Here is a 25,620-nt window from a genome sequence, read left to right on the forward strand (position 1 = left end):
ATCATGGTGGTAATATATAATTTCTGCACCACTTCCAACTATTCCTTCTACTCTCGAAATCTGTCTACCATGAGCATAAATGAAACTTGCTTTCTTTACTTTTGTAAGATTATTGAATGATTTTACTGCAAAAAGCTAATTTTTCACTCCAAAAGAAATTTTTCGAACCATCTAAAGTTCGATTTCAGTCGAAATAAGGCTCCCTAATCAAAGGGCCCTCCTGGCCCTTGATTAGCTCATCACCTCCTGTGATGAGGCCTTATTTCGACTGAAATCTCACTAAGATGGTTTGACGAAAAATTTCTATGTCGCTCAAAATTAGCTTTTTGCAGTTTGATCATTATATCGCTATATAATCCTTTATACCTCACTATTACCAGTGACACCCTTGCTTACAGGTTGTCTTCACGCTAGTCAAGAGACAGAGCTTCTTTTAGCCCATCGGCTCAGCAAACATGCAGGCCGAATACAAAAAGGGCTGTTGACCTTTAGATTTATGTCAACAGCCTTTAAAATCTTTTTCACATTATTAAACAACTTGTCTTTTTCCTAATCCTCTTACCTGATTTTGAAACATTTTATATCTCAATTAGGTTTTATTATAAATTTCATCCTATTTAAATCAAAATATATTTCAAATATATTTATCCCAAAAATTTTAAAACATATAATATAAGCAATTAACCATACAATTATAAATACTATAGCTAAAACTAATCCAAAAAACTGTCCAACAAAATAATTTGTTGTTAATGTTTGAGCAATTGTCAAAAGTATTGCTATACCTATTATTGCACTTATATATACTATTACTAGTATCAAATGACCATCTTTTGATCCCGATTTCCAATCCCAAATAACCATACCAGCAATTATTAATATAGAAATAATGAAATTTTTAAGTAGAAGTTTCCAGGTAAATTTTTTCCTAATTTTTCTCATTTTAATCTCCTTTCTCTTCTTTTAAATAACTTCTAATACTATAATCCAAATCTCTTAACGTTCCTCTATATGCAGGAATATCTTTGGTAAGCCCTACAAAATTAAATATAAGTTTTCCTTTACTTATTAAGCTACCTGGAAATGGTAATATCTTCTCTCCAAATCCATATCGCACGTTCTTTATTAACACACCACCTTTTTTAAGTCGATAATATTCCCTTATTTCGGAAACTGCTGACATTGTTCCGTAAAAACTTATACAAAAGTCAACACCTAAATAGATAATTTCACCTTTTGAGCCAAATATTGTCTTGTATTTTTCTCGTAATTTATTAGGTACTTCTCCGCCACCTGAAAAAGTTTTACTCATCGTTAATAAACCCTGCACAGAATTAAAAGCACCATGAACTAAAACATATCCTCCAATAACTTTTGTAATTGAGGTAGGTTCAGGAACTGCAATTAAACCAACTCCAGTAAGAACTTGACCAGCTCCTGAAATTAAAATTACAGTTCCATCAGCCAAAGCTGACCAATTTATATCTACATTCCATTCTATATTTTTGTCCTTTAATTCTCCTGCAACTCTTTCATAAGCGATAAGATATGCATCATAAGAAATTTTACCCTCTAAATATAAATTCGTTAATCTCGCCAGATCTGGATGGTCTATAATTTGTGTATTTGATTTCTTTAAATTCCTATTAATATTGCTAAATGTATTATTTATAATATTGCTAAATGTATTATTTAAAATCCCGCTTTTCTTCTGCAGTTAATCTGTCATCATTATTAACAATCTCTTTTAACCGTTCAATATCTCTATCTGTTAACTCTGAAGTTATTCCTCCAGTGCCAGCTGTCAAATTCGCCATATGCCCTGTAGGATCCACATATTTTAACGGATTCTGCAATACGTAGATATATAGATTCTGACTTAGCGGGTTAATCAGATTTCCTGGGTAAACATCTTCTGTAATAAACCGTCCGGTCTCAGGATCATAATGCCTTGCTCCATAGTAATATAAACCTATTCCTACAACCTGCCTCTGCCCTGTAAATTTATACCTGGTCTCTACTTCAAAATCCACCACACTTGTTCCAGGCTTATGCAAGTCTTCACCAAATGGCAGATAACCCTGTTCCCAGACTACCTTACCTGTTCCATCTGTCATAAGTCGGGTTGAACCAAGATTATCATGGTGGTAATATATAATTTCTGCACTACTTCCAACTATTCCTTCTACTCTCGCAATCTGTCTGCCATGAGCATAAATGAAACTTGTTTTCTTTCCTTCTGTAAGATTATTGAATGATTAAACTGCAAAAAGCTAATTTTTCGCTCCAAAAGAAATTTTTCGAACCATCTAAAGTTCGATTTCAGTCGAAATAAGGCTCCCTAATCAAAGGGCCCTCCTGGCCCTTGATTAGCTCATCACATCCTGTGATGAGGCCTTATTTCGACCTCTCACTAAGATGGTTTAACGAAAAATTTCTATGTCGCTCAAAATTAGCTTTTTGCAGTTTAATCATATATAATAAATATTTACCAGCTAATTAAGTAAAACTATTGAACATTTTTTATTCAAAAATACTTGGCACTCACAAGTTTTAACCAGTACTTATAATATATTTTTGCCGAAATATGCATTTTTATATTTCCAAACATACTACTAAATATTAACTTTTATTATTTTTATTACTTTTCTTAATTTCATACATATAATATAAAATAACTCCAATGAGATTAAATAAAAAAATTATATAAACCCATTTTTTCTTTTTATGAAACATTGCATGAATAGCTGCTGGTATCACAATAATAAAAGTTAATAAAAAATACCCCGTTTTTTCTGTAAAATAAATTTCATCAAAAAAATCAGAAACTTTTATTTTAAAAGCAGAATTATATGAAGTACGTGAAAGTATAAAAGTAGAATTAAAAATAAGTATATGTTTAATAAAACCATTCTTTTTCCGAAAATGTAATTCATTTTTTAATTCTATTTTATAATTATTTGTATTAATCTTTTTTATCCTTTCTATAGAATAATTATATTTTAATACAATATATTTTTTTAAAAATTTATAAATATTACTCCTTAATTCTTTATCAACTACTACTAGGTCAATTGTTTCATCTAAATTGTTTGATTTTAATATCATCTCAAATTGTTTAATTACTTCAAATGGCTCTACATCATCAGCAAAACAATAATTAGAAATTAATAAACTCAAAATAATAATTATATATTTTTTCAAATTAATCATCTCCCTTTAAAAAATTATTAAAATGGAGAAGAGTTAAAAATAATCTTATCCTCTTCTCCATTTAATCCAAAAATATTTTTAGATAGTTTTATTTTTTTTATTATTTTCCATCCAGCGGAAAATCCTACAATTTTATGTATTCCAAACTTTGTCTCTTTAAGACCAAGTTTAGCTTCGGCTCCTAAACTCCCTGCTGTAAATTCACCAGTTACATAAAAAATATATTTTGGAGTTTCTATTAGAGCAATTCCTCCTTCAATTTTATACATATAAATTTTTGTCCCAGCTGCTAAAACACCATCTACACATCCACCATATGCTTTTCCACCAACAAGTGAAACATCTGCAAAACCATAACCAGATCTATTTTTATAATTTAACTTTAAAAGTCCACTTTCTAATATTAATCCTGTCATAAAATCAGCAGTTTTAGCCGGCTGTTTTTGAAAATATAGAGAATCTGCCCATAATACTTCTCCAGCATAATAATAGTCAACCCATTCATCATCTAGAGATTTAGCAGGTCTATAATTTATATGATTTATATTTGAAACTTTTCTATAAAAAGGCCATATATATTCTTGCCACTTCTGTATATCTCCAGTTTCCTGTATTATTCTTTCAACAGCAATATAATAAGCATCAATGCTTATCTTTCCTTCTATATGCAATTCTACTATTCTTTTTATATCAGGATTTTCTATTTCTGTATTATTCGCCTTAATTTGATTAAACGTATCCTTTAAATCTACTTTTTCTTCTTCTGTTAGTCTATCATCTTCTTCAACAATTTTTTTGAGTCTTTCAATATCTTCATCAGTGATTTTCGAAGTTATTCCTCCAGTGCCAGCTGTTAAATTCGCCATATACCCTGAAGGATCTACATATTTTAATGGATTCTGTAATACGTAGATATATAGATTTTGACTTAGCGGATTAATCAGATTTCCTCGATAAACATCTTCTGTAATAAACCGTCCGGTCTCAGGATCATAATATCTTGCTCCATAGTAATATAAACCTATTCCTACAACCTGCCTCTGCCCTGTAAATTTATACCTGGCATCTATAACAAAATCTATTACACTTGTTCCCGGCTTATGCAAGTCTTCACCAAATGGCAGATAATCCTGTTCCCAGACTACCTTACCTGTTCCATCTGTCATGAGTCGAGTTGAACCAAGATTATCATGGTGGTAATATATAATTTCTGCACCACTTCCAACTATTCCTTCTACTCTCGAAATCTGTCTGCCATGAGCATAAATGAAACTTGCTTTCTTTACTTTTTAAGATTATTGAATGGATAAAACTGCAAAAAGCTAATTTTTCGCTTCAAGAGAAATTTTTCGAACCATCTAAAGTTCGATTTCAGTCGAAATAAGGCTCCCTAATCAAAGAGCCCTCCTGACCCTTGATTAGCTCATCACCTCCTGTGATGAGGCCTTATTTCGACTGAAATCTCACTAAGATGGTTTGACGAAAAATTTCTATGTCGCTCAAAATTAGCTTTTTGCAGTGTATTTACATTATAAATCTATATCCTTCTTAATATACCTATCCAAACAAAGCAATAAACAAAAACCAAATCCCAACTAAAATAAACAAAATTCCAACTACATAATTATACTCTTCAAGAAAATCTTTCCCAAAAACTTTTTTTATTCTAGAATGTGAATAAATTGAAGACAACTTATCTGATGGGTCTACTAAAAATTTCCATCTTCTTTTCGTCCCAATTATCAACAAAATCCCAACAATAATTGCAACTAATGAAAAAAACATAATAAACTTCCTTAAATTCATTTAATCACCTCCTGATTTCTGAAATGTTCCATCAAATTTTCTCCCTTTTTCAAGGGACAAAAGCTTGATTTTTCCTTATAGGGTCGAGATTTTTCTTTAATACTCAATATCCTCTTAAATTTCTTTATTAAATTTTTTTCTTAATCTCTTTTTAGTTCTCTCACAATATCTCTGTATTAATTTTAAACCATTTAACCAAATTGATGATAACTACTCCAAACTAAACAGCCTTGATGATCCTTTATCTCTCGTAAAACCTCCTCTTTAAAATATATTTTCAAAACATTTTACCTTCCTATAAAATAAAATGAATACATAGCCAATTTAGAAATAAAAATTTAGTCTCTATTCTAAAGGCAAATACATTTCAACATTTACAGGAGGAGAAAATCCCCATCCTACATGTATTGCTATTCCTCTAAATTTATATTTTCCATTATTTACTTTCTCACATAACAACCCGATACTTAAATATTTATTTGCACCATAACTTACTTCAATATCACCCGAACCTATTACTAAATCGACACTTACTCCTCCAATACTTAATGGAGAAAATTTTAATGATGGATTCACATCTGAAGGATTTAATTTTATAGGTTCAAAAAGTTCCATTTGCATACTTCCACCTAACATCCATAAATTCCCGCTAATTCCAAATCTTATAGGAAACATTTCTTTTTGATTATAAGCCACAAACTGTGTCATCAAAGGAGTTAAACTATTTGGATCATACTTAAAACCCAAATATTTTTGCTCTAATAAATATGCTAGAGTATCTTTATCGCCGTGTTTTTTAGCAGTTTTAAATTTAACATTCCAGTTAATATCATAGAAAACTTTCTCACTTTCGGATAACTGTAATTTCTCTAAATTTTCACCTATTAACCGTTTACCTGCAATTATATAAGCATCCACTGTTATCTTGCACTCAATATATAATTTTTTTAATCTGGCTAAGTCAAGATTTTCTATTTCTGTATTATTTGCCTTAATTTGATTAAACGTATCCTTTAAATCTACTTTTTCTTCTTCTGTTAGTCTATCATCTTCTTCAACAATTTTTTTGAGCCTTTCAATATCTTCATCAGTGATTTTCGAAGTTATTCCTCCAGTGCCAGCTGTCAAATTCGCCATATACCCTAAAGGATCCACATATTTTAATGGATTCTGTAATACGTAGATATATAGATTTTGACTTAGCGGATTAATCAGATTTCCTCGATAAACATCTTCTGTAATAAACCGCCCGGTCTCAGGATCATAATATCTTGCTCCATAGTAATATAACCCTATTCCTATAACCTGCCTCTGCCCTGTAAATTTATACCTGGTCTCTACTTCAAAATCCACCACACTTGTTCCAGGCTTATGCAAGTCTTCACCAAATGGCAGATAACCCTGTTCCCAGACTACCTTACCTGTTCCATCTGTCATAAGTCGGGTTGAACCAAGATTATCATGGTGGTAATATATAATTTCTGCATCACTTCCAACTATTCCTTTTACTCACGCAATCTGTCAATTATGAGCATAAATAAAACTTGCTTTCTTTATTTTTATAAGATTGTTGAATGATTAAACTGCAAAAAGCTAATTTTTCGCTCCAAAAGAAATTTTTCTAACCATCTAAAGCTCGATTTCAGTCGAAATAAGGCTCCCTAATCAAAGGGCCCTCCTGGCCCTTGATTAGCTCATCACATCCTGTGATGAGGCCTTATTTCGATTGAAATCTCACTAAGATGGTTTTTTAACGAAAAATTTCTATGTCGCTCAAAATTAGCTTTTTGCAGATTAATTATTATATCAATTAAGCACTATTTCTCTAAATTCATTAAAGGGCTATATAGTTCCTAATATAATTGGAGTTAAAATATATGAAACTTCTTAACTTCTATACAGTGATCCTCAAAAATCACCTAACCTAAATAGTTATAGATATGACAAGTTTTAAGACATAACCCCATTCTAGAACGATGGGGTTATGTCTTAATATTAATTAAGATTTTTCATTTTCTTCTTTATTCTCTCAATTTTCCTTTTTATTTTAGGATTTATAAAAAGATGAGGTGCAAAATTATATATATCAAATAATAACTGTTTACTATTTTTATATCCACTCAAATACATTGCTCTACCTTCCTTGGGAACCAAAATATATATTGGAACTCCAAAATATCTTTCACTAATTATTGTCTCTATTTCATCCCACTTTAAACACTTCCGCCAAACAAACCCAATTGCTTCCATTTTAATACCTTCATCATCCAAGATTAATTTATGATATAAAGAATTAATAGTAAGAAAAGTTATTACTATACTTGGTATTATATACCAAATGTTATATTTATCTATAATAGTATATAGAACTGTACCATACCATGATACAATTGTAACCAATAGAGCTATAACTTTAAAAACCAAAGAAAATTGATATATTCTTTTCACCTCTATCACTCCTTCATATATAATGAGTATAATTTATTGAAATTAAACCTTATATATTTTTCAGTTGATTTCTCAAGAGTATATCTCTTCTCCTAGTCAGTACTTCTAATCCGTCTGTAATATTAACAAAAATTAAATCAAGTTAATCAAACTGAATAGTAACTACTTAATATTTCTGTCATTCTAATCAAAAAGATGTATTTAACCAATCCTACAACAATTAGTATAATGTATTAAAATATAAGATTTTTAGATAAATATATAAATTTCTATATCTTATACTTTTCTAAAAATAACTTTCATCTTTTATTACAGTTTATCTCAAATTAAATCTTTCATAGTATTCACTTTTTAAGTTTGAAATTATTTTTGAATACATTACCGCTCCACCAAAACCTAATACAGGAGCCAAAGGACCAGTCACACCAGAAATAATTGATATTCCCACTCCCCCTCCAACATCAATAACAGTAAATCCAGCTTCTGCTATACTTTTATGAATTCTTTGACCTATAGTCAGATTGGAATCAAAAATAATTTTATATTCATTATAAGCAAAATCTGTTATTGTAACTAAATAGCCAGCTTTTCTTAAAAATTTAAAAGTATCAACTTCTACTTTTACTGGTTCAATTATATCTCCATATACAGGGTCAAAACCAACAATCTTATACGTTGTACCAACAAATTTTCCTTTTTCGGCAATTTTAGTACCAAACCTATCAAAAGCATTTGCCCCTATTGTCTTTGCTATAATTGCATATAATTCGGTAAGTTCAGTCTTTCTAGAACTAGATAAATCATAATCCAGGTAATTTACATTTGAAACTTTTCTACAAGAAGGCCATATATATTCTTGCCACTTCTGTATATCTCCAGTTTCCTGTATTATTCTTTCAACAGCAATATAATAAGCATCAATGCTTATCTTTCCTTCTATATGCAATTCTACTATTCTTTTTAAATCAGGACTTTCTATTTCTGTATTATTCGCCTTAATTTGATTAAACGTATCCTTTAAATCTACTTTTTCTTCTTCTGTTAGTCTATCATCTTCTTCAACAATTTTTTTGAGTCTTTCAATATCTTCATCAGTGATTTTCGAAGTTATTCCTCCAGTGCCAGCTGTCAAATTTGCCATATGCCCTGAAGGATCCACATATTTTAATGGATTCTGCAATACGTAGATATATAGATTTTGACTTAGCGGGTTAATCAGATTTCCTCGATAAACATCTTCTGTAATAAACCGTCCGGTCTCAGGATCATAATACCTTGCTCCATAGTAATATAACCCTTATTCCTATAACCTGCCTCTGCTCTGTAAACTTATACCTGGTCTCTACTTCAAAATTTACAACACTTGTTCCTGGTTTATACAGGTCCTCACCAAATGGCAGATAATCCTGTTCCCAGACTACCTGTCCTTTACCATCTGTCATAAGTCGGGTTGAACCAAGATTATCATGGTGGTAATATATAATTTCTGCACTACTTCCAACTATTCCTTCTACTCTCGAAATCTGTCTGCCATGAGCATAAATGAAACTTGCTTTCTTTACTTTTTAAGATTATTGAATGGATAAAACTGCAAAAAGCTAATTTTTCGCTTCAAGAGAAATTTTTCGAACCATCTAAAGTTCGATTTCAGTCGAAATAAGGCTCCCTAATCAATGGGCCCTCCTGGCCCTTGATTAGCTCATCACCTCCTGTGATGAGGCCTTATTTCGACTGAAATCTCACTAAGATGGTTTGACGAAAAATTTCTATGTCGCTCAAAATTAGCTTTTTGCAGTTTGATCATTATATCGCTATATAATCCTTTATACCTCACTATTACCAGTGACGCCCTTGCTTACAGGTTGTCTTCACGCTAGTCAAGAGACAGAGCTTCTTTTAGCCCATCGGCTCAGCAAACATGCAGGCCAAATACAAAAAGGGCTGTTGACCTTTAGATTTATGTCAACAGCTTTTAAAATCTTTTTCACATTATTAAACAACTTGTCTTTTTCTTAATCCTCTTACCTGATTTTGAAACATTTTATATCTCAATGGGGTTTTATTATAAATTTCATCCTGTTTAAATCAAAATATAGCTCTAATATATTTATTCCAAATATTTTAAAGCATATAATGTAAATAATTGACCAAAAAATTATCAATACTATAACCAAAACTAACCCAAGAAACTGAGCAGCAAAATAATTTGTCGTTACAGTTTGAGCAAACGTTAAAACAATTGTTAAACCTATTATCATACTTATATATACTACCACTGATAGTAAATAATAATCTTCTAATTCCCATTTCCAGCCCCAAATAACCATACCAGCAACCATTAATATAGAAATACCGATATTTTTAAGTAGAAGTCTCCAGGTAAATTTTTTCTTAATTTTTCTCATTTTAATCTCCTTTCTCTTCTTTTAAATAATTTCTAATACTATAATCCAAATCTCTTAGTGCTCCTCTATATGAAGGAATATCATTGGTAAACCCTACAAAATTAAATATAAGTTTTCCTTTACTTATTAAGCTACCTGGAAATGGTAATATCTTTTCTTTAAATCCATACCGTACGTTCCTGATTAGCTCTCCACCTTTTTTAAGTCGATAATATTCTCTTATTTCAGAAATTGCTGATACCGTTCTGTAAAGACTTATACCAATGTCGATAGTTAAATAGATAATTTCACCTTTCAAACCAAATGTTTTCGTATATCCTTCACGTAATAGATTAAATCCTTCTCCACCACCTGAAAAAGCTTTACCCATTGTTGATAAACCCTGTCCAACATTAAAAGCGCCATGAATCAAAATATACCCTCCAATATATTTTGTAATTGAGGTAGGTTCAGGAGCTGTAATTAAACCAATTCCAGTAAGAACTTGACCAGCTCCTGAAATTAAAATTACAGTTCCATCAAACAAAGTTAACCAATCTATATCTAAATTCCATTTTCCATTTTCATCATTTAATTCTCCTGCAACTCTTTCATAAGCAATAAGGTATGCATCATAAGAAATTTTACCCTCTAAATATAAATTCGTTAATCTCTCCAGATCTGGATGATCTATAATTTGTGTATTTGATTTCTTTAAATTCCTAATTAATATTGCTAAATGTATTATTTAAATCCTGCTTTTCTTCTGCAGTTAATCTGTCATCATTATTAACAATCTCTTTTAACCGCTCAATATCTCTATCAGTTAACTCTGAAGTTGTTCCTCCAGTGCCAGCTGTTAAATTCGCCATATATCCTGAAGGATCCACATATTTTAATGGATTCTGCAATACGTAGATATATAGATTTTGACTTAGCGGGTTAATCAGATTTCCTCGATAAACATCTTCTGTAATAAACCGTCCGGTCTCAGAATCATAATATCTTGCTCCATAGTAATATAAACCTATTCCTATAACCTGCCTCTGCCCTGTAAATTTATACCTGGTCTCTACTTCAAAATCCACCACACTTGTTCCAGGCTTATGCAAGTCTTCACCAAATGGCAGATAATCCTGTTCCCAGACTACCTTACCTGTTCCATTTGACATAAGTCGGATTGAACCAAGATTATCATGGTGATAATATATAATTTCTGCACTACTTCCAACTATTCCTTCTACTCTCGAAATCTGTCTGCCATGAGCATAAATGAAACTTGCTTTCTTTACTTTTGTAAGATTATTGAATGATTTTACTGCAAAAAGCTAATTTTTCGCTTCAAGAGAAATTTTTCGAACCATCTAAAGTTCGATTTCAGTCGAAATAAGGCTCCCTAATCAAAGGGCCCTCCTGGCCCTTGATTAGCTCATCACTTCCTGTGATGAGGCCTTATTTCGACTGAAATCTCACTAAGATGGTTTAACGAAAAATTTCTATGTCGCTCAAAATTAGCTTTTTGCAGTTTAATCCATTATTCAAAAAGATATAATCAATCTCCTTTAATATAAATGTTTTAATGAACTATGTAGATAATTTTATTAATTTTTTATTATCCTGTATACTATCTAAGAGTCTCCAAAACTCTTCATATATCGGAACTGAAAAAGATGGAATAAGTATATCTAGTACTTCTTTATTTCGAATATAATCTGGCGCACCTCCCCAAAAAATTATTTTATTATGTATTTTAGAGTAATTTAAGGAAATCTGTACTAAATCGTTATAATGTAATATAATAGTATGCGTAATAGGTTTTGTACGAACACCTGCGTATAAATCTCTTTCTATTTCGTCCATTTTAATATTCGATAAACTACTTAAAATATCTATGAAAAACTCATCTTTTTTATAAAGTGGAATATATCCACTTTTTCCATGCAATTTCCCTTGATAAATATATTCTTGATATTCTATAGTAATTCTTATAACTTCGTTAAACAACAGTAATTCACCTAAAGTTATTTGTTCCTTTTTATCTCTAATTTTCTCTTTATCTTTCCATAATTGATAACTTAATAATATAATTAAACATGTTATTATAAATAAAATAAAATATTTCCATACTCTTTTTTTCATATTTTTCACCACTTTCTTATTTAAAACGATGTTCAGTTCCTAACTAAAATCTAGGGAACATCGTTTATAATTTTAGTACTTATTTACCGGGTAAAATAAAGCCGGTTTGGACAAATACGAAGGTAAATACATGCGATAACTAAAAGACCTATATCCACCCAAAATATCTCCGTCTCCGTGAAAATAAGTTTTAATAACAATACTCTCAATACTTGTATTTCTTGGTATATATATACTTAATGGCTTCTCGGTATCTAAAGCATTTGAATAACCCGGTAAAATAATCCTTAAATCATTTGTTACTTTTAAAGAATTTCTTACTTTGAATCCCTCAAAATCATTCACTATATCAACATAAATTACCGTTCCTCCAACAAAATCTCCAGAAACATTAAGGTATGCATAATCTCTAATCTTTAAAACATAATCTGTAGGAGTAATTTCGACATCAACAATTAACCTGGATTCATAAACACCTCCACTGAAATTTAAAGTTGGTATAAAACTTCTTCCAAGTACTATTTTATCACTCTTAATCTCAGTTATTTCTCCATCTAACCCTAAACTGCAAAGAGGATACCGTACTACTGGTGATATAAACCGATAATGATTTTCACCTACTTTTTCCGCTATCTCAATTCCCAACCATGAAAAATCTTGTTTCCACCACTCACTTTCATACTTATTTTTCTTTAAGTCATAAATAAATGCTACTTTAAAGAACATATCATCATCAATAAGTTTATATATGTTGTATTGATTCAATTTATACACAAATTCTATATCTAAATTGGTTAAAATTTCAAAAGGTACTGGAGTATGAAATGGATGACCAAATATATCTTCTGAAATCTCATAATTATTTATCAAATCTAATAACTTTTTATCTTCTTCAGTAAATAATGGTTCTGGCGAACCACCACCTGGTCCTATTATAAAATTCGCCATATGTCCAGTAAGATCCACATATTTTAATGGATTCTGTAATACGTAGATATATAAATTTTGACTTAGCGGATTAATCAGATTTCCTCGATAAACATCTTCTGTAATAAACCGCCCGGTCTCAGAATCATAATATCTTGCTCCATAGTAATATAACCCTATTCCTATAACCTGCCTCTGCCCTGTAAATTTATACCTGGTCTCTACTTCAAAATCTACAACACTTGTTCCCGGCTTATGCAAATCCTCACCAAATGGCAGATAATCCTGTTCCCAGACTACCTTACCTGTTATATCTGTCATAAGTCGGGTTGAACCAAGATTATCATGGTGGTAATATATAATTTCTGCACCACTTCCAACTATTCCTTCTACTCTCGAAATCTGTCTGCCATGAGCATAAATGAAACTTGCTTTCTTTACTTTTGTAAGATTATTGAATGATTTTACTGCAAAAAGCTAATTTTTCGCTCCAAAAGAAATTTTTCGAACCATCTAAAGTTCGATTTCAGTCGCAATAAGGCTTCCTAATCAAAGGGCCCTCCTGGCCCTTGATTAGCTCATCACCTCCTGTGATGAGGCCTTATTTCGATTGAACTCTCACTAAGATGGTTTAACGAAAAATTTCTATGTCGCTCAAAATTAGCTTTTTGCAGTTTAATCATTATATCTCTATACAATTCTTTAGACCCCACTATTACCAGTGACGCCCTTGCTTACAGGTTTTCTTCCCGCTGGTTAAACAACAGAGCTTCTTTCAGCTCATCGGCTCAGCAAACATGCCGGACGAACAAAAAACCCCCATCAAAACTGATGGAGGTTAATGACAATACTTTTTAAGAATTTTGCTCTTTCCTTTTTGCTTTTTCTATACGTTTTTTTACATTAGGATGTAAAATAACATGAGGTGCAAAATTATAAATATCAAGTAATAGCTGATCAATATTTTTAAATCCACTCAAATACATTGCTCTGCCTTCTCGGGGAATTAAGATAAAAAAGGGAAAACCATAATATCCAGTATATGTTATCATTTTTAACTCATCCCATCTTAAGTATTTTCTCCAAACATATCCGATTGTTTTCATTTCAATTCCTCTTTGATCTAGGATTAATTTTTGATAAAAGGAATTTATTACAACCAAAGTTACTATTAAAGATGGAATTGTCCCGAAAAATACTGTAACAAATTTACCTTCAATTAAATATTCATATACAACATACCATGATACAAATGCTACAAATATCCCCCCTAGTTTTAAAGCTAAAGCAAATTGATATACTTTTTTCACTTAAATCACTCCCTATTTAAATTAAATTTTTCATAATATTTATTTTTCATATTTGAAACCCATATTGAGTATAAAACAGGGCCACCAATACCTACTGCTGGAGCAACTGGACCAGTTGCAGGAGAAAGTGCAGTTATTATAACTCCCCCTCCAACATCAATAACAGTAAATCCAGCTTCTGCTATACTTTTATGAATTCTTTGGCCTATAGTTAGATTTGAATCAAGAATAATTTTATATTCATTATAAGCAAAATCTGTTATTGTAACTAAATAGCCAGCTTTTCTTAAAAATTTAAAAGTATCAACTTCTACTTTTACTGGTTCAATTATATCTCCATATACAGGGTCAAAACCAACAATCTTATACGTTGTACCAACAAATTTTCCTTTTTCGGCAATTTTAGTACCAACCCTATCAAAAACATTTGCCCCTATTGTCTTTGCTATAATTGCATATAATTCGGTAAGTTCAGTCTTTATAGAATTAGATAAATCATAATCCAGGTAATTTACATTTGAAACTTTTCTACAAGAAGGCCATATATATTCTTGCCACTTCTGTATATCTCCAGTTTCCTGTATTATTCTTTCAACAGCAATATAATAAGCATCAATGCTTATCTTTCCTTCTATATGCAATTCTACTATTCTTTTTATATCAGGACTTTCTAGTTCTGTATTATTCTCCTTAATTTGATTAAACGTATCCTTTAAATCTACTTTTTCTTCTTCTGTTAGTCTATCATCTTCTTCAACAATTTTATTGAGTAACTCAATATCTCTATCAGTTAACTCTGAAGTTATTCCTCCAGTGCCAGCTGTCAAATTCGCCATATACCCTGAAGGATCTACATATTTTAATGGATTCTGCAATACGTAGATATATAGATTTTGACTTAGTTGGTTAATCAGATTTCCTGGGTAAACATCTTCTGTAATAAACCGTCCGGTCTCAAGATCATAATACCTCGCTCCATAATAATATAACCCTATTCCTACAACCTGTCTCTGCCCTGTAAATTTATACCTGGTCTCTACTTCAAAATTTACAACAGTTGTTCCTGGTTTATATAAATCCTCACCAAATGGCAGATAATCCTGTTCCCAGACTACCTTACCTGTTCCATCTGTCATAAGTCGGGTTGAACCAAGATTATCATGGTGGTAATATATAATTTCTGCACTACTTCCAACTATTCCTTCTACTCTCGCAATCTGTCTGCCATGAGCATAAATGAAACTTGCTTTCTTTACTTTTTAAGATTATTGAATGGATAAAACTGCAAAAAGCTAATTTTTCGCTTCAAGAGAAATTTTTCGAACCATCTAAAGTTCGATTTCAGTCGAAATAAGGCTCCCTAATCAAAGGGCCCTCCTGGCCCTTGATTAGCTCATCACATCCTGTGATGAGGCCTTATTTCGACTGAAATCTCACTAAGATGGTTTGACGAAAAATTTCTATGTCGCTCAAAATTAGCTTTTTGCAGTTTAATCATTATATCGCTATATAATCCTTTAGACCCCCCTATTACCAGTAACACACTTGCTCACTGGTTGTCTTCCCACTGGTCAAGAGACAGGGCTTCTTTTAGCCCATCGGCTCAGCAAACATGCAGGCCGAATACAAAAAGAGCTGTTGACTTTTAGATTTCTGTCAACAGCCTTTAAAATCTTTTTCACATTATTAAACAACTTGTCTTTTTCTTAATCCTCTTACCTGATTTTGAAACATTTTATATCTCAATGGGGTTTTATTATAAATTTCATCCTGTTTAAATCAAAATATAGCTCTAATATATTTATTCCAAATATTTTAAAGCATATAATGTAAACAATTGACCAAAAAATTATGGCTCTCCGTCAAATGTTGTGAAAGATAAGTTGGCTCCGTTGAATTGATTGGTAAATTGATTTTGAAATAAACATTTAAATTTAATAACTTAACATTGCATTAAATACTCTTCTCCTTAGATTCATAACATTTGGAACACCATATCCAATCCTTTTGATCAATTTAATCTTGTTATTGATACCCTCAGCAAAGCCATTGGTTATCTTATTCTTAAAATAATTTAGTATTTTTTCTTCCCATCTTTGTATTATCTTTTTTACCTGGTAAAAAGGCATCAGCTTGCTTTTTATTACTTCTTTATACCACCTTTTTAGAGCTCTGGTGGCTTCTTTCACATCATCTAGCTGCAATAAGTCTCTGAATTCCTCTTTTAATTCCCAGGCCTTTTCTAGAGCTGGACTGAGTTCAAATAATTTGATGAGCTTTTCATGTTCTTCATCTGTCAATTCTTCAGCTCGTTTTTGGAGTAATAAACGACTTTGAAAAAACTTTCTTCTCTGATGATTATTTACTGTTTGTTGAACTTGTTTTCTAACTTCATCAAGGGCTCTGTTCATTAAAGTTACAAGATGAAATTTATCTATAACAATTTTTGCATGAGTAAATGCTGCATCTGCTACTGCTTTGAACGGCCGCCACATATCCATAGAGATCGATTGAATCTGTCGTCTTTGTTCATCTTCCCAACAATTAAAGTAGTCAATTAAATCATCCTTTTTGCGAGTAGGTAAAATGTCAATTAACTCCCGATTAATTGGATCTGTAATGCTAACTCCATATTTATGGCGTTTTAAAACTGCAAATTCATCGATACTGATGGCTTTTAATTGACTAAGTTTTGAAACTTGTTGTTTAATGAGAGGGTCAACTACTTTTTTAACTGCATTATTAACAGCTGTATAACTTAACCCGTTTTCTCTAGCAACTTTAGAATAATCCTTGCTGACAGTTTCTTTAGCAAGATATTTATCAAAGCGTTTGGTTTTACGGGCATATTTATCAATACTTTCATATTTTTCAGGGATACCCCTCTTATGACAATAAGGACAACGATATCTTTTTTTTAGAAGTCTAATGATTACTAGTTTACCTCTTATGGGGATGTCTCTAATATTTTGCCATTTTGTATCATGGATTTTATTAGTGATATTACCACACTGAGGACACACAATGTGATTTTTCTTTGCTTCAGCGATAAAAATATATCTGTCCTCCGTTGAAATAATTTCAGTTGCAATAATGTCTGGCAAATCAAGAAATTTTATGATATTATTATATTGCATTTGCTGGACTCCTTTCTTTGGTTTTTAGTTCGCAACTAATTAATTCAACGGGGCCAGCAAATGCCTTTTTATTTTTTATAATTTTTTCTTCACAACATTAATTATAGACCCAAAATTATTAAAATTATAAGCAATACTAACCCAAAAAACTGACCAACAAAATAATTTGTCGTTAAAGTTTGAACAATTGTCAAAACCATTGTTACAGTTATTATTATGCTTATATATGCTATCACTGGTATTAAATAATAATCCTCTAATCCCGATTTCCAGTCCCAAATAACTAAACCAGCAACCATTAATATAGAAATACCAATATTTTTAAGTAGAAGTCTCCAGGTAAATTTTTTCCTGATTGTTTTCATCTTAATCTTCATTCCCTCCTTTTGAATGATTTATAATAACATAATCCAAATCTCTTAACGCTCCTCTATATGAAGGAATATCATTGGCAAGCCCTACAAAATTAAATATAAGTTTTCCTTTACTTATTAAGCTACCTGGAAATGGTAATATCTTTTCTCTAAATCCATACCGTACGTTCTTGATTAGCTCTCCACCTTTTTTAAATCGATAATATTCCCTTATTTCAGAAATTGCTGACACCGTTCCATATAAACTTATACCAATGTCGATAGTTAAATAGATAATTTCACCTTTCAAACCAAATATTTCTTTATATTTTTCTCGTAATCGATTAGGTACTTCTCCACCACCTGAACAAGCTTTACTAATTATTACGAAACCTTGCACAGAATTAAAAAAACCATGAACTAAAATATACCCTCCAATACCTTTTGTAACGAAAGTAGCATCAGGAACTAGAATTAAACTAGCTCCAGTAGTCATTTGACCAATCCCAGAAATTAAAATTACAGTTCCATCAGCCAAAGCTGACCAATTTATATCTGCATTCCATTCTGTATTTTTGTCCTCTAATTCTCTTGCAACTCTTTCATAAGCGATAAGATATGCATCATAAGAAATTTTACCCTCTAAATATAAATTCGTTAATCTCGCCAGATCTGGATGGTCTATAATTTGTGTATTTGATTTCTTTAAATTCCTATTAATATTGCTAAATGTATTATTTAAATCCCGCTTTTCTTCTGCAGTTAATCTATCATCATTATTAACAATCTCTTTTAACCGCTCAATATCTCTATCTGTTAACTCTGAAGTTGTTCCTCCAGTGCCAGCTGTCAAATTTGCCATATGTCCAGTAGGATCCACATATTTTAATGGATTCTGCAATACGTAGATATATAGATTTTGACTTAGTTGGTTAATCAGATTTCCTGGATAAACATCTTCTGTAATAAACCGCCCGGTCTCAGGGTCATAATACCTTGCTCCATAATAATATAGCCCTATTCCTACAACCTACCTCTGCCCTGTAAACTTATATTTAGCATCTATAGCAAAATCTACTACACTTATTCCTGGCTTATGCAAGTCCTCACCAAATGGCAGATAATCCTGTTCCCAGGCTACCTGTCCTTTACCATCTGTCATAAGTCGGGTTGAACCAAGATTATCATGGTGATAATAGTAAACTTCGGTATCACTTCCTACTATTCCTTCTACTTTCGCTATTGGACGGTCAAATGCATAAATATAAGAAATCTTCTTACCTTCTGAAATGTTATCTTCATAAATTACCTTACCTGCATAATTGAATACATAATTGATATTGCCTTCCTCTTCTGTTTCAGAGCGAATCCTATTACCATCTGCATCATAGATAAACTTAGCCTTAAGTTTGCCATTCCGATATACTGCCTTTAACCTGTTTCTTACCGTGTACTCATACCGCCAATATTCAACATCAAAACCTTCCTTGATAAATTCTACACTTCCATCCACTTTTACTGTAAACCGATTGCCTTTCTCAATTAAGTTTCCATTCTCATCATATACATAGTAGAAAGTCTCTCCTGTTCTATTGTTGGTCATCTTCTTCAATCGATTACTGCCTTCATAGTACTCATAAGTTATCTCTTCTGTATTGCCAACAATAGTCCTCTTAGCTGTCCTGTTTCCTCCAGCATCATAATCATACTCCAAACGGGCTCCATCTGATCTCTGATAAATCTTAACCATATTACGCAAGTCACCATAAAATTCTGACTTATCAACAAAGCCAAAGTACATATCACGGTCATCAAATTTAGAGTGAATCTTAAATGCCAGCGCTTCTACCGGTTCCTCAAATATAATTGTTATATCTCCATCTTCATCTTTCTCAAAATACCATTGATCTTCAGGTAACTTATAGAAAGTAAAGTTGTCGGGACTATAGTAAACAGTTAATGTATTCTTTTCAACCCGGTGTTCAAGTACTTCTGGCGCAGGCTTTAATTCTATCTTTCCTATAGAAGCTTTTTCAACTAAAACAACCCCAATACTATTACCCTTATAATCAAACTTAACCCAATAATCCTCTGGCTCTACAAGGCTCAATGTTCCAAATATATCCTCTTCTGCTACTCCTAAAAAGCCTGTCCTCTCTCCATAGAAAGTCCCTTCTACTTCAGCTGCTGTCAATCTATCCAGCTTATCATAGTAATAATAGTTGGTGTTTCCTGTAATATGGTTGGTTCTGCTCTCCACATTGTTATTACCATCATAGGCATAACTTATATCAAAAGGTGTCCCTTCATCTACAGTTATTACTTTTATACTCTTAACTCTTGAATTAGCATCAGGAGTAATCTCAGTATTGGTTCCATTATTGTATCTGATTCCTGTCAAAAATCCATTATCAACATAGGTGAATGCTGGATTATCTACTGTTCCATCTGCAAAGCCTGTTATACCTACTAACTGATTCAACTTATTATATTTATACTCAACCCAGACATTGCTCTCAGGATATTTGATAAATCGCAGATTTCCAACTTTGTCATATCTATAACCAGTAACATAAGTCTTACCTGCAATTATTCTGCTCTCCTCAATAATCCGACCTAATGGGTCATATTCACTTAAGATAACACTATCATTATCTCTTGCTTCCAATCTGTTACCTTCTTTATCATATTTATTAAGCAATAAAATGGCCCGCTATCTCTAGAAAAGAGATAATGGGCCTAATTTTTTCATATAATTCAAACCATCTAAATTTTACCCATCCAAAATAGAGCTCGTTACATCAAGGTTTTTCAGAAAGAACAAAATGCCTTTCAGGCACTTAACCTTATTAAACTGCAAAAAGCTAATTTTCGCTTCAAAAGAAATTTTTCGAACCATCTAAAGTTCGATTTCAGTCGAAATAAGGCTCCCTAATCAAAGGGCCCTCCTGGCCCTTGATTAGCTCATCACTTCCTGTGATGAGGCCTTATTTCGACTGAAATCTCACTAAGATGATTTAACGAAAAATTTCTATGTCGCTCAAAATTAGCTTTTTGCAGTTTTATCATTATATCGCTATATACTCCTTTAGACCCCACTATTACCAGTAAAGCCCTTACTTACGGGTTATCTTCCCGCTGGTCAAGAGACAGGGCGTCTTTTAGCTCATCGGCTCAGCAAACATGCAGGCCGAATACAAAAAGGGCTGTTGACCTTTAGATTTATGTCAACAGCCTTTAAAATCTTTTTCACATTATTAAACAACTTGTCTTTGTTTTCTTAATCCTCTTACCTGATTTAGAAACATTTTATATCTCAATGAGGTTTTATTATAAATTTCATCCTGTTTACATCAAAATATAGTTCTAATATATTTATTCCAAATATTTTAAAGCATATAATGTAAACAATAAACCAAAAAATTAGAAATACTATAACCAGAACTAACCCAACAAACTGACCAATAAAATAATTTGTTGTTACAGTTTGAGCAATTGTTAAAAGAACTGTTAAACCTATTATTATACTTATATATTCTATCACTGATATTAAATGACCATCTTCTAATCCCGATTTCCCAACCCAAATAACCATACCAGCAATTATTAATATAGAAATAATGAAATTTTTAAGTAGAAGTTTCCAGGTAAATTTTTTCCTAATTTTTCTCATTTTAATCTCCTTTCTCTTCTTTTAAATAACTTCTAATACTATAATCCAAATCTCTTAGTGTTCCTCGATATGAAGGAATATCATTGGTAAGCCCTACAAAATTAAATATAAGTTTTCCTTTACTTATTAAGCTACCTGGAAATGGTAATATCTTCTCTCCAAATCCATATCGCACGTTCTTTATTAACACACCACCTTTTTTAAGTCGATAATATTCCCTTATTTCGGAAACTGCTGACATCGTCCCATAAAAACTTATACAAAAGTCAACACCTAAATAGATAATTTCACCTTTTGAGCCAAATATTGTCTTGTATTTTTCTCGTAATTGATTAGGTACTTCCCCACCACCTGAAAAAGCTTTACGTACTGTTGCAAAACCTTGTGTAAAATTAAAAGCACCATGAACTAAAATATACCCTCCAGTAACTTTTGTAACGGTAGCATCAGGAACTGCAATTAAACCAATTCCAGTAAGAACTTGACCAGCTCCAGAAATTAAAGTTACAGTTCCATTAGCAAAAGCTAACCAATTTATATCTGCATTCCATTCTATATTTTTGTCCTTTAATTCTCCTGCAACTCTTTCATAAGCGATAAGATATGCATCATAAGAAATTTTACCCTCTAAATATAAATTCGTTAATCTCGCTAGATCTGGATGGTCTATAATTTGTGTATTTGATTTCTTTAAATTCCTATTAATATTGCTAAATGTATTATTTAAATCCCGCTTTTCTTCTGCAGTTAATCTGTCATCATTATTAACAATCTCTTTTAACCGCTCAATATCTCTATCGGTTAACTCTGAAGTTATTCCTCCAGTGCCAGCTGTCAAATTTGCCATATGCCCTGAAGGATCCACATATTTTAATGGATTCTGCAATACGTAGATATATAGATTTTGACTTAGCGGGTTAATCAGATTTCCTCGATAAACATCTTCTGTAATAAACCGTCCGGTCTCAGGATCATAATACCTTGCTCCATAGTAATATAACCCTTATTCCTATAACCTGCCTCTGCTCTGTAAACTTATACCTGGTCTCTACTTCAAAATTTACAACACTTGTTCCTGGTTTATACAGGTCCTCACCAAATGGCAGATAATCCTGTTCCCAGACTACCTGTCCTTTACCATCTGTCATAAGTCGGGTTGAACCAAGATTATCATGGTGGTAATATATAATTTCTGCACTACTTCCAACTATTCCTTCTACTCTCGAAATCTGTCTGCCATGAGCATAAATGAAACTTGCTTTCTTTACTTTTTAAGATTATTGAATGGATAAAACTGCAAAAAGCTAATTTTTCGCTTCAAGAGAAATTTTTCGAACCATCTAAAGTTCGATTTCAGTCGAAATAAGGCTCCCTAATCAATGGGCCCTCCTGGCCCTTGATTAGCTCATCACCTCCTGTGATGAGGCCTTATTTCGACTGAAATCTCACTAAGATGCTTTAACGAAAAATTTCTATGTCGCTCAAAATTAGCTTTTTGCAGTTTTAACATTATATCGCTATATAATCCTTTAGACCCCCCTATTATCTGTAACACACTTGCTCACTGGTTGTCTTCCCGCTGATCAAGAGACAAGGCTTCTTTTAGCCCATCGGCTCAGCAAACATACAGGCCGAATACAAAAAGGGCTGTTGACCTTTAGATTTATGTCAACAGCCTTTAAAATCTTTTTCACATTATTAAACAACTTGTCTTTGTTTTCTTAATCCTCTTACCTGATTTAGAAACATTTTATATCTCAATGGGGTTTTATTATAAATTTCATCCTGTCTAAATCAAAATATATTTCAAATATATTTATTCCAAAGATTTTAAAACATATAACATAAGCAATTAACCATACAATTATAAATACTATAGCTAAAACTAACCCGACAAACTGACCAATAAAATAATTTGTTGTTACAGTTTGAGCAATTGTTAAAAGAACTGTTAAACCTATTATCATACTTATATATACTACCACTGAGAGTAAATAATAATCTTCCAATCCCCATTTCCAGCCCCAAATAACCATACCAGCAACCATTAATATAGAAATACCCATATTTTTAAGTAGAAGTCTCCAGGTAAATTTTTTCCTAATTTTTCTCATTTTAATCTCCTTTCTCTTCTTTTAAATAATTTCTAATACTATAATCCAAATCTCTTAGTGTTCCTCTATATGAAGGAATATCATTGGTAAGCCCTACAAAATTAAATATAAGTTTTCCTTTACTTATTAAGCTACCTGGAAATGGTAATATCTTTTCTTTAAATCCATACCGTACGTTCCTGATTAGCTCTCCACCTTTTTTAAGTCGATAATATTCTCTTATTTCAGAAATTGCTGATACCGTTCTGTAAAGACTTATACCAATGTCGATAGTTAAATAGATAATTTCACCTTTCAAACCAAATGTTTTCGTATATCCTTCACGTAATAGATTAAATCCTTCTCCACCACCTGAAAAAGCTTTACCCATTGTTGATAAACCCTGTCCAACATTAAAAGCGCCATGAATCAAAATATACCCTCCAATATATTTTGTAATTGAGGTAGGTTCAGGAGCTGTAATTAAACCAATTCCAGTAAGAACTTGACCAGCTCCTGAAATTAAAATTACAGTTCCATCAAACAAAGTTAACCAATCTATATCTAAATTCCATTTTCCATTTTCATCATTTAATTCTCCTGCAACTCTTTCATAAGCAATAAGGTATGCATCATAAGAAATTTTACCCTCTAAATATAAATTCGTTAATCTCTCCAGATCTGGATGATCTATAATTTGTGTATTTGATTTCTTTAAATTCCTATTAATATTGCTAAATGTATTATTTAAATCCTGCTTTTCTTCTGCAGTTAATCTGTCATCATTATTAACAATCTCTTTTAACCGCTCAATATCTCTATCTGTTAACTCTGAAGTTGTTCCTCCAGTGCCAGCTGTTAAATTCGCCATATATCCTGAAGGATCCACATATTTTAATGGATTCTGCAATACGTAGATATATAGATTTTGACTTAGCGGGTTAATCAGATTTCCTTGATAAACATCTTCTGTAATAAACCGTCCGGTCTCAGGATCATAATATCTTGCTCCATAGTAATATAAACCTATTCCTATAACCTGCCTCTGCCCTGTAAATTTATACCTGGTCTCTACTTCAAAATCCACCACACTTGTTCCAGGCTTATGCAAGTCTTCACCAAATGGCAGATAATCCTGTTCCCAGACTACCTTACCTGTTCTATCTGTCATAAGTCGGGGTGAACCAAGATTATCATGGTGGTAATATATAATTTCTGCACTACTTCCAACTATTCCTTCTACTCTCGAAATCTGTCTGCCATGAGCATAAATGAAACTTGCTTTCTTTACTTTTTAAGATTATTGAATGGATAAAACTGCAAAAAGCTAATTTTTCGCTTCAAGAGAAATTTTTCGAACCATCTAAAGTTCGATTTCAGTCGAAATAAGGCTCCCTAATCAATGGGCCCTCCTGGCCCTTGATTAGCTCATCACCTCCTGTGATGAGGCCTTATTTCGACTGAAATCTCACTAAGATGGTTTGACGAAAAATTTCTATGTCGCTCAAAATTAGCTTTTTGCAGTTTTAACATTATATCGCTATATAATCCTTTAGACCCCCCTATTATCTGTAACACACTTGCTCACTGGTTGTCTTCCCGCTGATCAAGAGACAAGGCTTCTTTTAGCCCATCGGCTCAGCAAACATACAGGTCGAATACAAAAAGGGCTGTTGACCTTTAGATTTATGTCAACAGCCTTTAAAATCTTTTTCACATTATCAAATAACTTGTCCTTGTTTTCTTAATCCTCTTACCTGATTTAGAAACATTTTATATCTCAATGGGGTTTTATTATAAATTTCATCCTGTTTACATCAAAATATAGTTCTAATATATTTATTCCAAATATTTTAAAGCATATAATGTAAACAATTGACCAAAAAATTAAAAATACTATAACCAGAACTAACCCAAGAAACTGTGCAACAAAATAATTTGTTGTTACAGTTTGAAAAAACGTTAAAGCAATTGTTAAACCTATTATTATGCTTATATATTCTATCACTGATATTAAATGACCATCTTCTAATCCCGATTTCCCAACCCAAATAACCATACCAGCAATTATTAATATAGAAATAATGAAATTTTTAAGTAGAAGTTTCCAGGTAAATTTTTTCCTAATTTTTCTCAT

At 31.9% G+C, this 25,620-nt stretch carries 26 protein-coding genes and 4 pseudogenes; all 30 read right to left on the reverse strand.

Annotation, left to right across the window (positions count from 1 at the left end):
* Positions 1 to 585: 585 nt before the first annotated feature.
* Positions 586 to 942, reverse strand: a complete 357-nt coding sequence (locus tag BBF96_RS08905; protein WP_127016819.1) for a hypothetical protein — start codon at positions 940 to 942, stop codon at positions 586 to 588.
* A gap of 1 nt (position 943) precedes the next feature.
* Positions 944 to 1,468 (reverse strand): DUF4225 domain-containing protein, encoded by a 525-nt coding sequence (locus tag BBF96_RS08910; protein ID WP_164730978.1) that lies wholly within the window; start codon positions 1,466 to 1,468, stop codon positions 944 to 946.
* 220 nt (positions 1,469 to 1,688) lie between these two features.
* A pseudogene (locus BBF96_RS08915) lies at positions 1,689 to 2,237 on the reverse strand (RHS repeat-associated core domain-containing protein); the annotation flags it as partial.
* Between the two features lie 385 nt (positions 2,238 to 2,622).
* A complete protein-coding gene (locus tag BBF96_RS08920) occupies positions 2,623 to 3,204 on the reverse strand; it encodes a hypothetical protein (RefSeq protein ID WP_127016822.1) in 582 nt (193 codons plus the stop codon).
* Between the two features lie 26 nt (positions 3,205 to 3,230).
* A complete protein-coding gene (locus BBF96_RS08925) occupies positions 3,231 to 4,379 on the reverse strand; it encodes an RHS repeat domain-containing protein (RefSeq protein WP_127016823.1) in 1,149 nt (382 codons plus the stop codon).
* 391 nt (positions 4,380 to 4,770) lie between these two features.
* A complete protein-coding gene (locus tag BBF96_RS08930) occupies positions 4,771 to 5,019 on the reverse strand; it encodes a hypothetical protein (RefSeq protein ID WP_127016824.1) in 249 nt (82 codons plus the stop codon).
* Between the two features lie 345 nt (positions 5,020 to 5,364).
* Positions 5,365 to 6,456 carry an RHS repeat domain-containing protein gene (locus BBF96_RS08935; RefSeq protein ID WP_127016825.1) on the reverse strand — a complete coding sequence of 364 codons (1,092 nt, stop codon included), beginning with the start codon at positions 6,454 to 6,456 and terminating at the stop codon, positions 5,365 to 5,367.
* Positions 6,457 to 7,014: 558 nt separating this feature from the next.
* Positions 7,015 to 7,467: a hypothetical protein gene (locus tag BBF96_RS08940; RefSeq protein ID WP_127016826.1), complete on the reverse strand. Its 453-nt coding sequence runs from the start codon at positions 7,465 to 7,467 to the stop codon at positions 7,015 to 7,017.
* Positions 7,468 to 7,783: 316 nt separating this feature from the next.
* Positions 7,784 to 8,647, reverse strand: a complete 864-nt coding sequence (locus tag BBF96_RS08945; protein WP_236777794.1) for a hypothetical protein — start codon at positions 8,645 to 8,647, stop codon at positions 7,784 to 7,786.
* Between the two features lie 21 nt (positions 8,648 to 8,668).
* A pseudogene (locus BBF96_RS17435) lies at positions 8,669 to 8,713 on the reverse strand (hypothetical protein); the annotation flags it as partial.
* Positions 8,714 to 8,732: 19 nt separating this feature from the next.
* Entirely contained in the window at positions 8,733 to 9,011 is a 279-nt protein-coding gene (locus tag BBF96_RS17630; protein WP_472762537.1) for an RHS domain-containing protein, read from the reverse strand.
* Positions 9,012 to 9,515: 504 nt separating this feature from the next.
* Positions 9,516 to 9,872: a hypothetical protein gene (locus BBF96_RS08950; protein WP_127016827.1), complete on the reverse strand. Its 357-nt coding sequence runs from the start codon at positions 9,870 to 9,872 to the stop codon at positions 9,516 to 9,518.
* A gap of 1 nt (position 9,873) precedes the next feature.
* The gene (locus BBF96_RS08955) at positions 9,874 to 10,398 is read right to left on the reverse strand and encodes a DUF4225 domain-containing protein (RefSeq protein ID WP_164730980.1); all 525 of its coding nucleotides are present in this window, start codon (positions 10,396 to 10,398) and stop codon (positions 9,874 to 9,876) included.
* A gap of 175 nt (positions 10,399 to 10,573) precedes the next feature.
* On the reverse strand, positions 10,574 to 11,023 hold the full coding sequence (locus BBF96_RS08960) for an RHS repeat-associated core domain-containing protein (RefSeq protein WP_127016829.1): 450 nt from the start codon (positions 11,021 to 11,023) through the stop codon (positions 10,574 to 10,576).
* A gap of 412 nt (positions 11,024 to 11,435) precedes the next feature.
* Positions 11,436 to 11,990 (reverse strand): hypothetical protein, encoded by a 555-nt coding sequence (locus tag BBF96_RS08965; RefSeq protein WP_127016830.1) that lies wholly within the window; start codon positions 11,988 to 11,990, stop codon positions 11,436 to 11,438.
* Between the two features lie 72 nt (positions 11,991 to 12,062).
* On the reverse strand, positions 12,063 to 13,238 hold the full coding sequence (locus BBF96_RS08970; RefSeq protein WP_127016831.1) for an RHS repeat domain-containing protein: 1,176 nt from the start codon (positions 13,236 to 13,238) through the stop codon (positions 12,063 to 12,065).
* Positions 13,239 to 13,771: 533 nt separating this feature from the next.
* Positions 13,772 to 14,227, reverse strand: coding sequence for a hypothetical protein (locus tag BBF96_RS08975; protein ID WP_127016832.1), 456 nt, complete (start codon positions 14,225 to 14,227; stop codon positions 13,772 to 13,774).
* A gap of 5 nt (positions 14,228 to 14,232) precedes the next feature.
* Positions 14,233 to 15,363 (reverse strand): RHS repeat-associated core domain-containing protein, encoded by a 1,131-nt coding sequence (locus tag BBF96_RS08980; protein WP_127016833.1) that lies wholly within the window; start codon positions 15,361 to 15,363, stop codon positions 14,233 to 14,235.
* A gap of 798 nt (positions 15,364 to 16,161) precedes the next feature.
* A complete protein-coding gene (locus BBF96_RS08985; RefSeq protein WP_127016568.1) occupies positions 16,162 to 17,364 on the reverse strand; it encodes an ISL3 family transposase in 1,203 nt (400 codons plus the stop codon).
* Positions 17,365 to 17,465: 101 nt separating this feature from the next.
* Positions 17,466 to 17,741, reverse strand: a complete 276-nt coding sequence (locus BBF96_RS08990; protein ID WP_127016834.1) for a hypothetical protein — start codon at positions 17,739 to 17,741, stop codon at positions 17,466 to 17,468.
* Positions 17,731 to 18,579, reverse strand: coding sequence for a DUF4225 domain-containing protein (locus BBF96_RS08995; RefSeq protein WP_164730981.1), 849 nt, complete (start codon positions 18,577 to 18,579; stop codon positions 17,731 to 17,733). Before BBF96_RS08995 ends, BBF96_RS08990 begins: the two co-directional genes overlap by 11 nt.
* 12 nt (positions 18,580 to 18,591) lie before the next feature.
* Positions 18,592 to 18,738 (reverse strand): annotated as a pseudogene (locus tag BBF96_RS17440) (RHS repeat-associated core domain-containing protein); the annotation flags it as partial.
* A 9-nt stretch (positions 18,739 to 18,747) separates the two neighbouring features.
* The gene (locus BBF96_RS09000; RefSeq protein WP_127016836.1) at positions 18,748 to 20,418 is read right to left on the reverse strand and encodes an RHS repeat domain-containing protein; all 1,671 of its coding nucleotides are present in this window, start codon (positions 20,416 to 20,418) and stop codon (positions 18,748 to 18,750) included.
* A 615-nt stretch (positions 20,419 to 21,033) separates the two neighbouring features.
* A complete protein-coding gene (locus tag BBF96_RS09005) occupies positions 21,034 to 21,390 on the reverse strand; it encodes a hypothetical protein (RefSeq protein ID WP_127016837.1) in 357 nt (118 codons plus the stop codon).
* Between the two features lies 1 nt (position 21,391).
* Positions 21,392 to 22,237 (reverse strand): DUF4225 domain-containing protein, encoded by an 846-nt coding sequence (locus BBF96_RS16700; protein ID WP_205665611.1) that lies wholly within the window; start codon positions 22,235 to 22,237, stop codon positions 21,392 to 21,394.
* A gap of 60 nt (positions 22,238 to 22,297) precedes the next feature.
* Positions 22,298 to 22,342 (reverse strand): annotated as a pseudogene (locus BBF96_RS17445) (hypothetical protein); the annotation flags it as partial.
* Between the two features lie 19 nt (positions 22,343 to 22,361).
* Positions 22,362 to 22,640, reverse strand: coding sequence for an RHS domain-containing protein (locus tag BBF96_RS17635; RefSeq protein ID WP_472762537.1), 279 nt, complete (start codon positions 22,638 to 22,640; stop codon positions 22,362 to 22,364).
* Positions 22,641 to 23,147: 507 nt separating this feature from the next.
* Positions 23,148 to 23,504: a hypothetical protein gene (locus BBF96_RS09015; RefSeq protein WP_127016839.1), complete on the reverse strand. Its 357-nt coding sequence runs from the start codon at positions 23,502 to 23,504 to the stop codon at positions 23,148 to 23,150.
* A gap of 1 nt (position 23,505) precedes the next feature.
* Entirely contained in the window at positions 23,506 to 24,756 is a 1,251-nt protein-coding gene (locus BBF96_RS09020) for an RHS repeat-associated core domain-containing protein (RefSeq protein ID WP_335876893.1), read from the reverse strand.
* Positions 24,757 to 25,263: 507 nt separating this feature from the next.
* Positions 25,264 to 25,620: a hypothetical protein gene (locus BBF96_RS09025; protein ID WP_127016841.1), complete on the reverse strand. Its 357-nt coding sequence runs from the start codon at positions 25,618 to 25,620 to the stop codon at positions 25,264 to 25,266.

Source organism: Anoxybacter fermentans (genome assembly GCF_003991135.1).
Taxonomy (GTDB): domain Bacteria; phylum Bacillota; class Halanaerobiia; order DY22613; family DY22613; genus Anoxybacter; species Anoxybacter fermentans.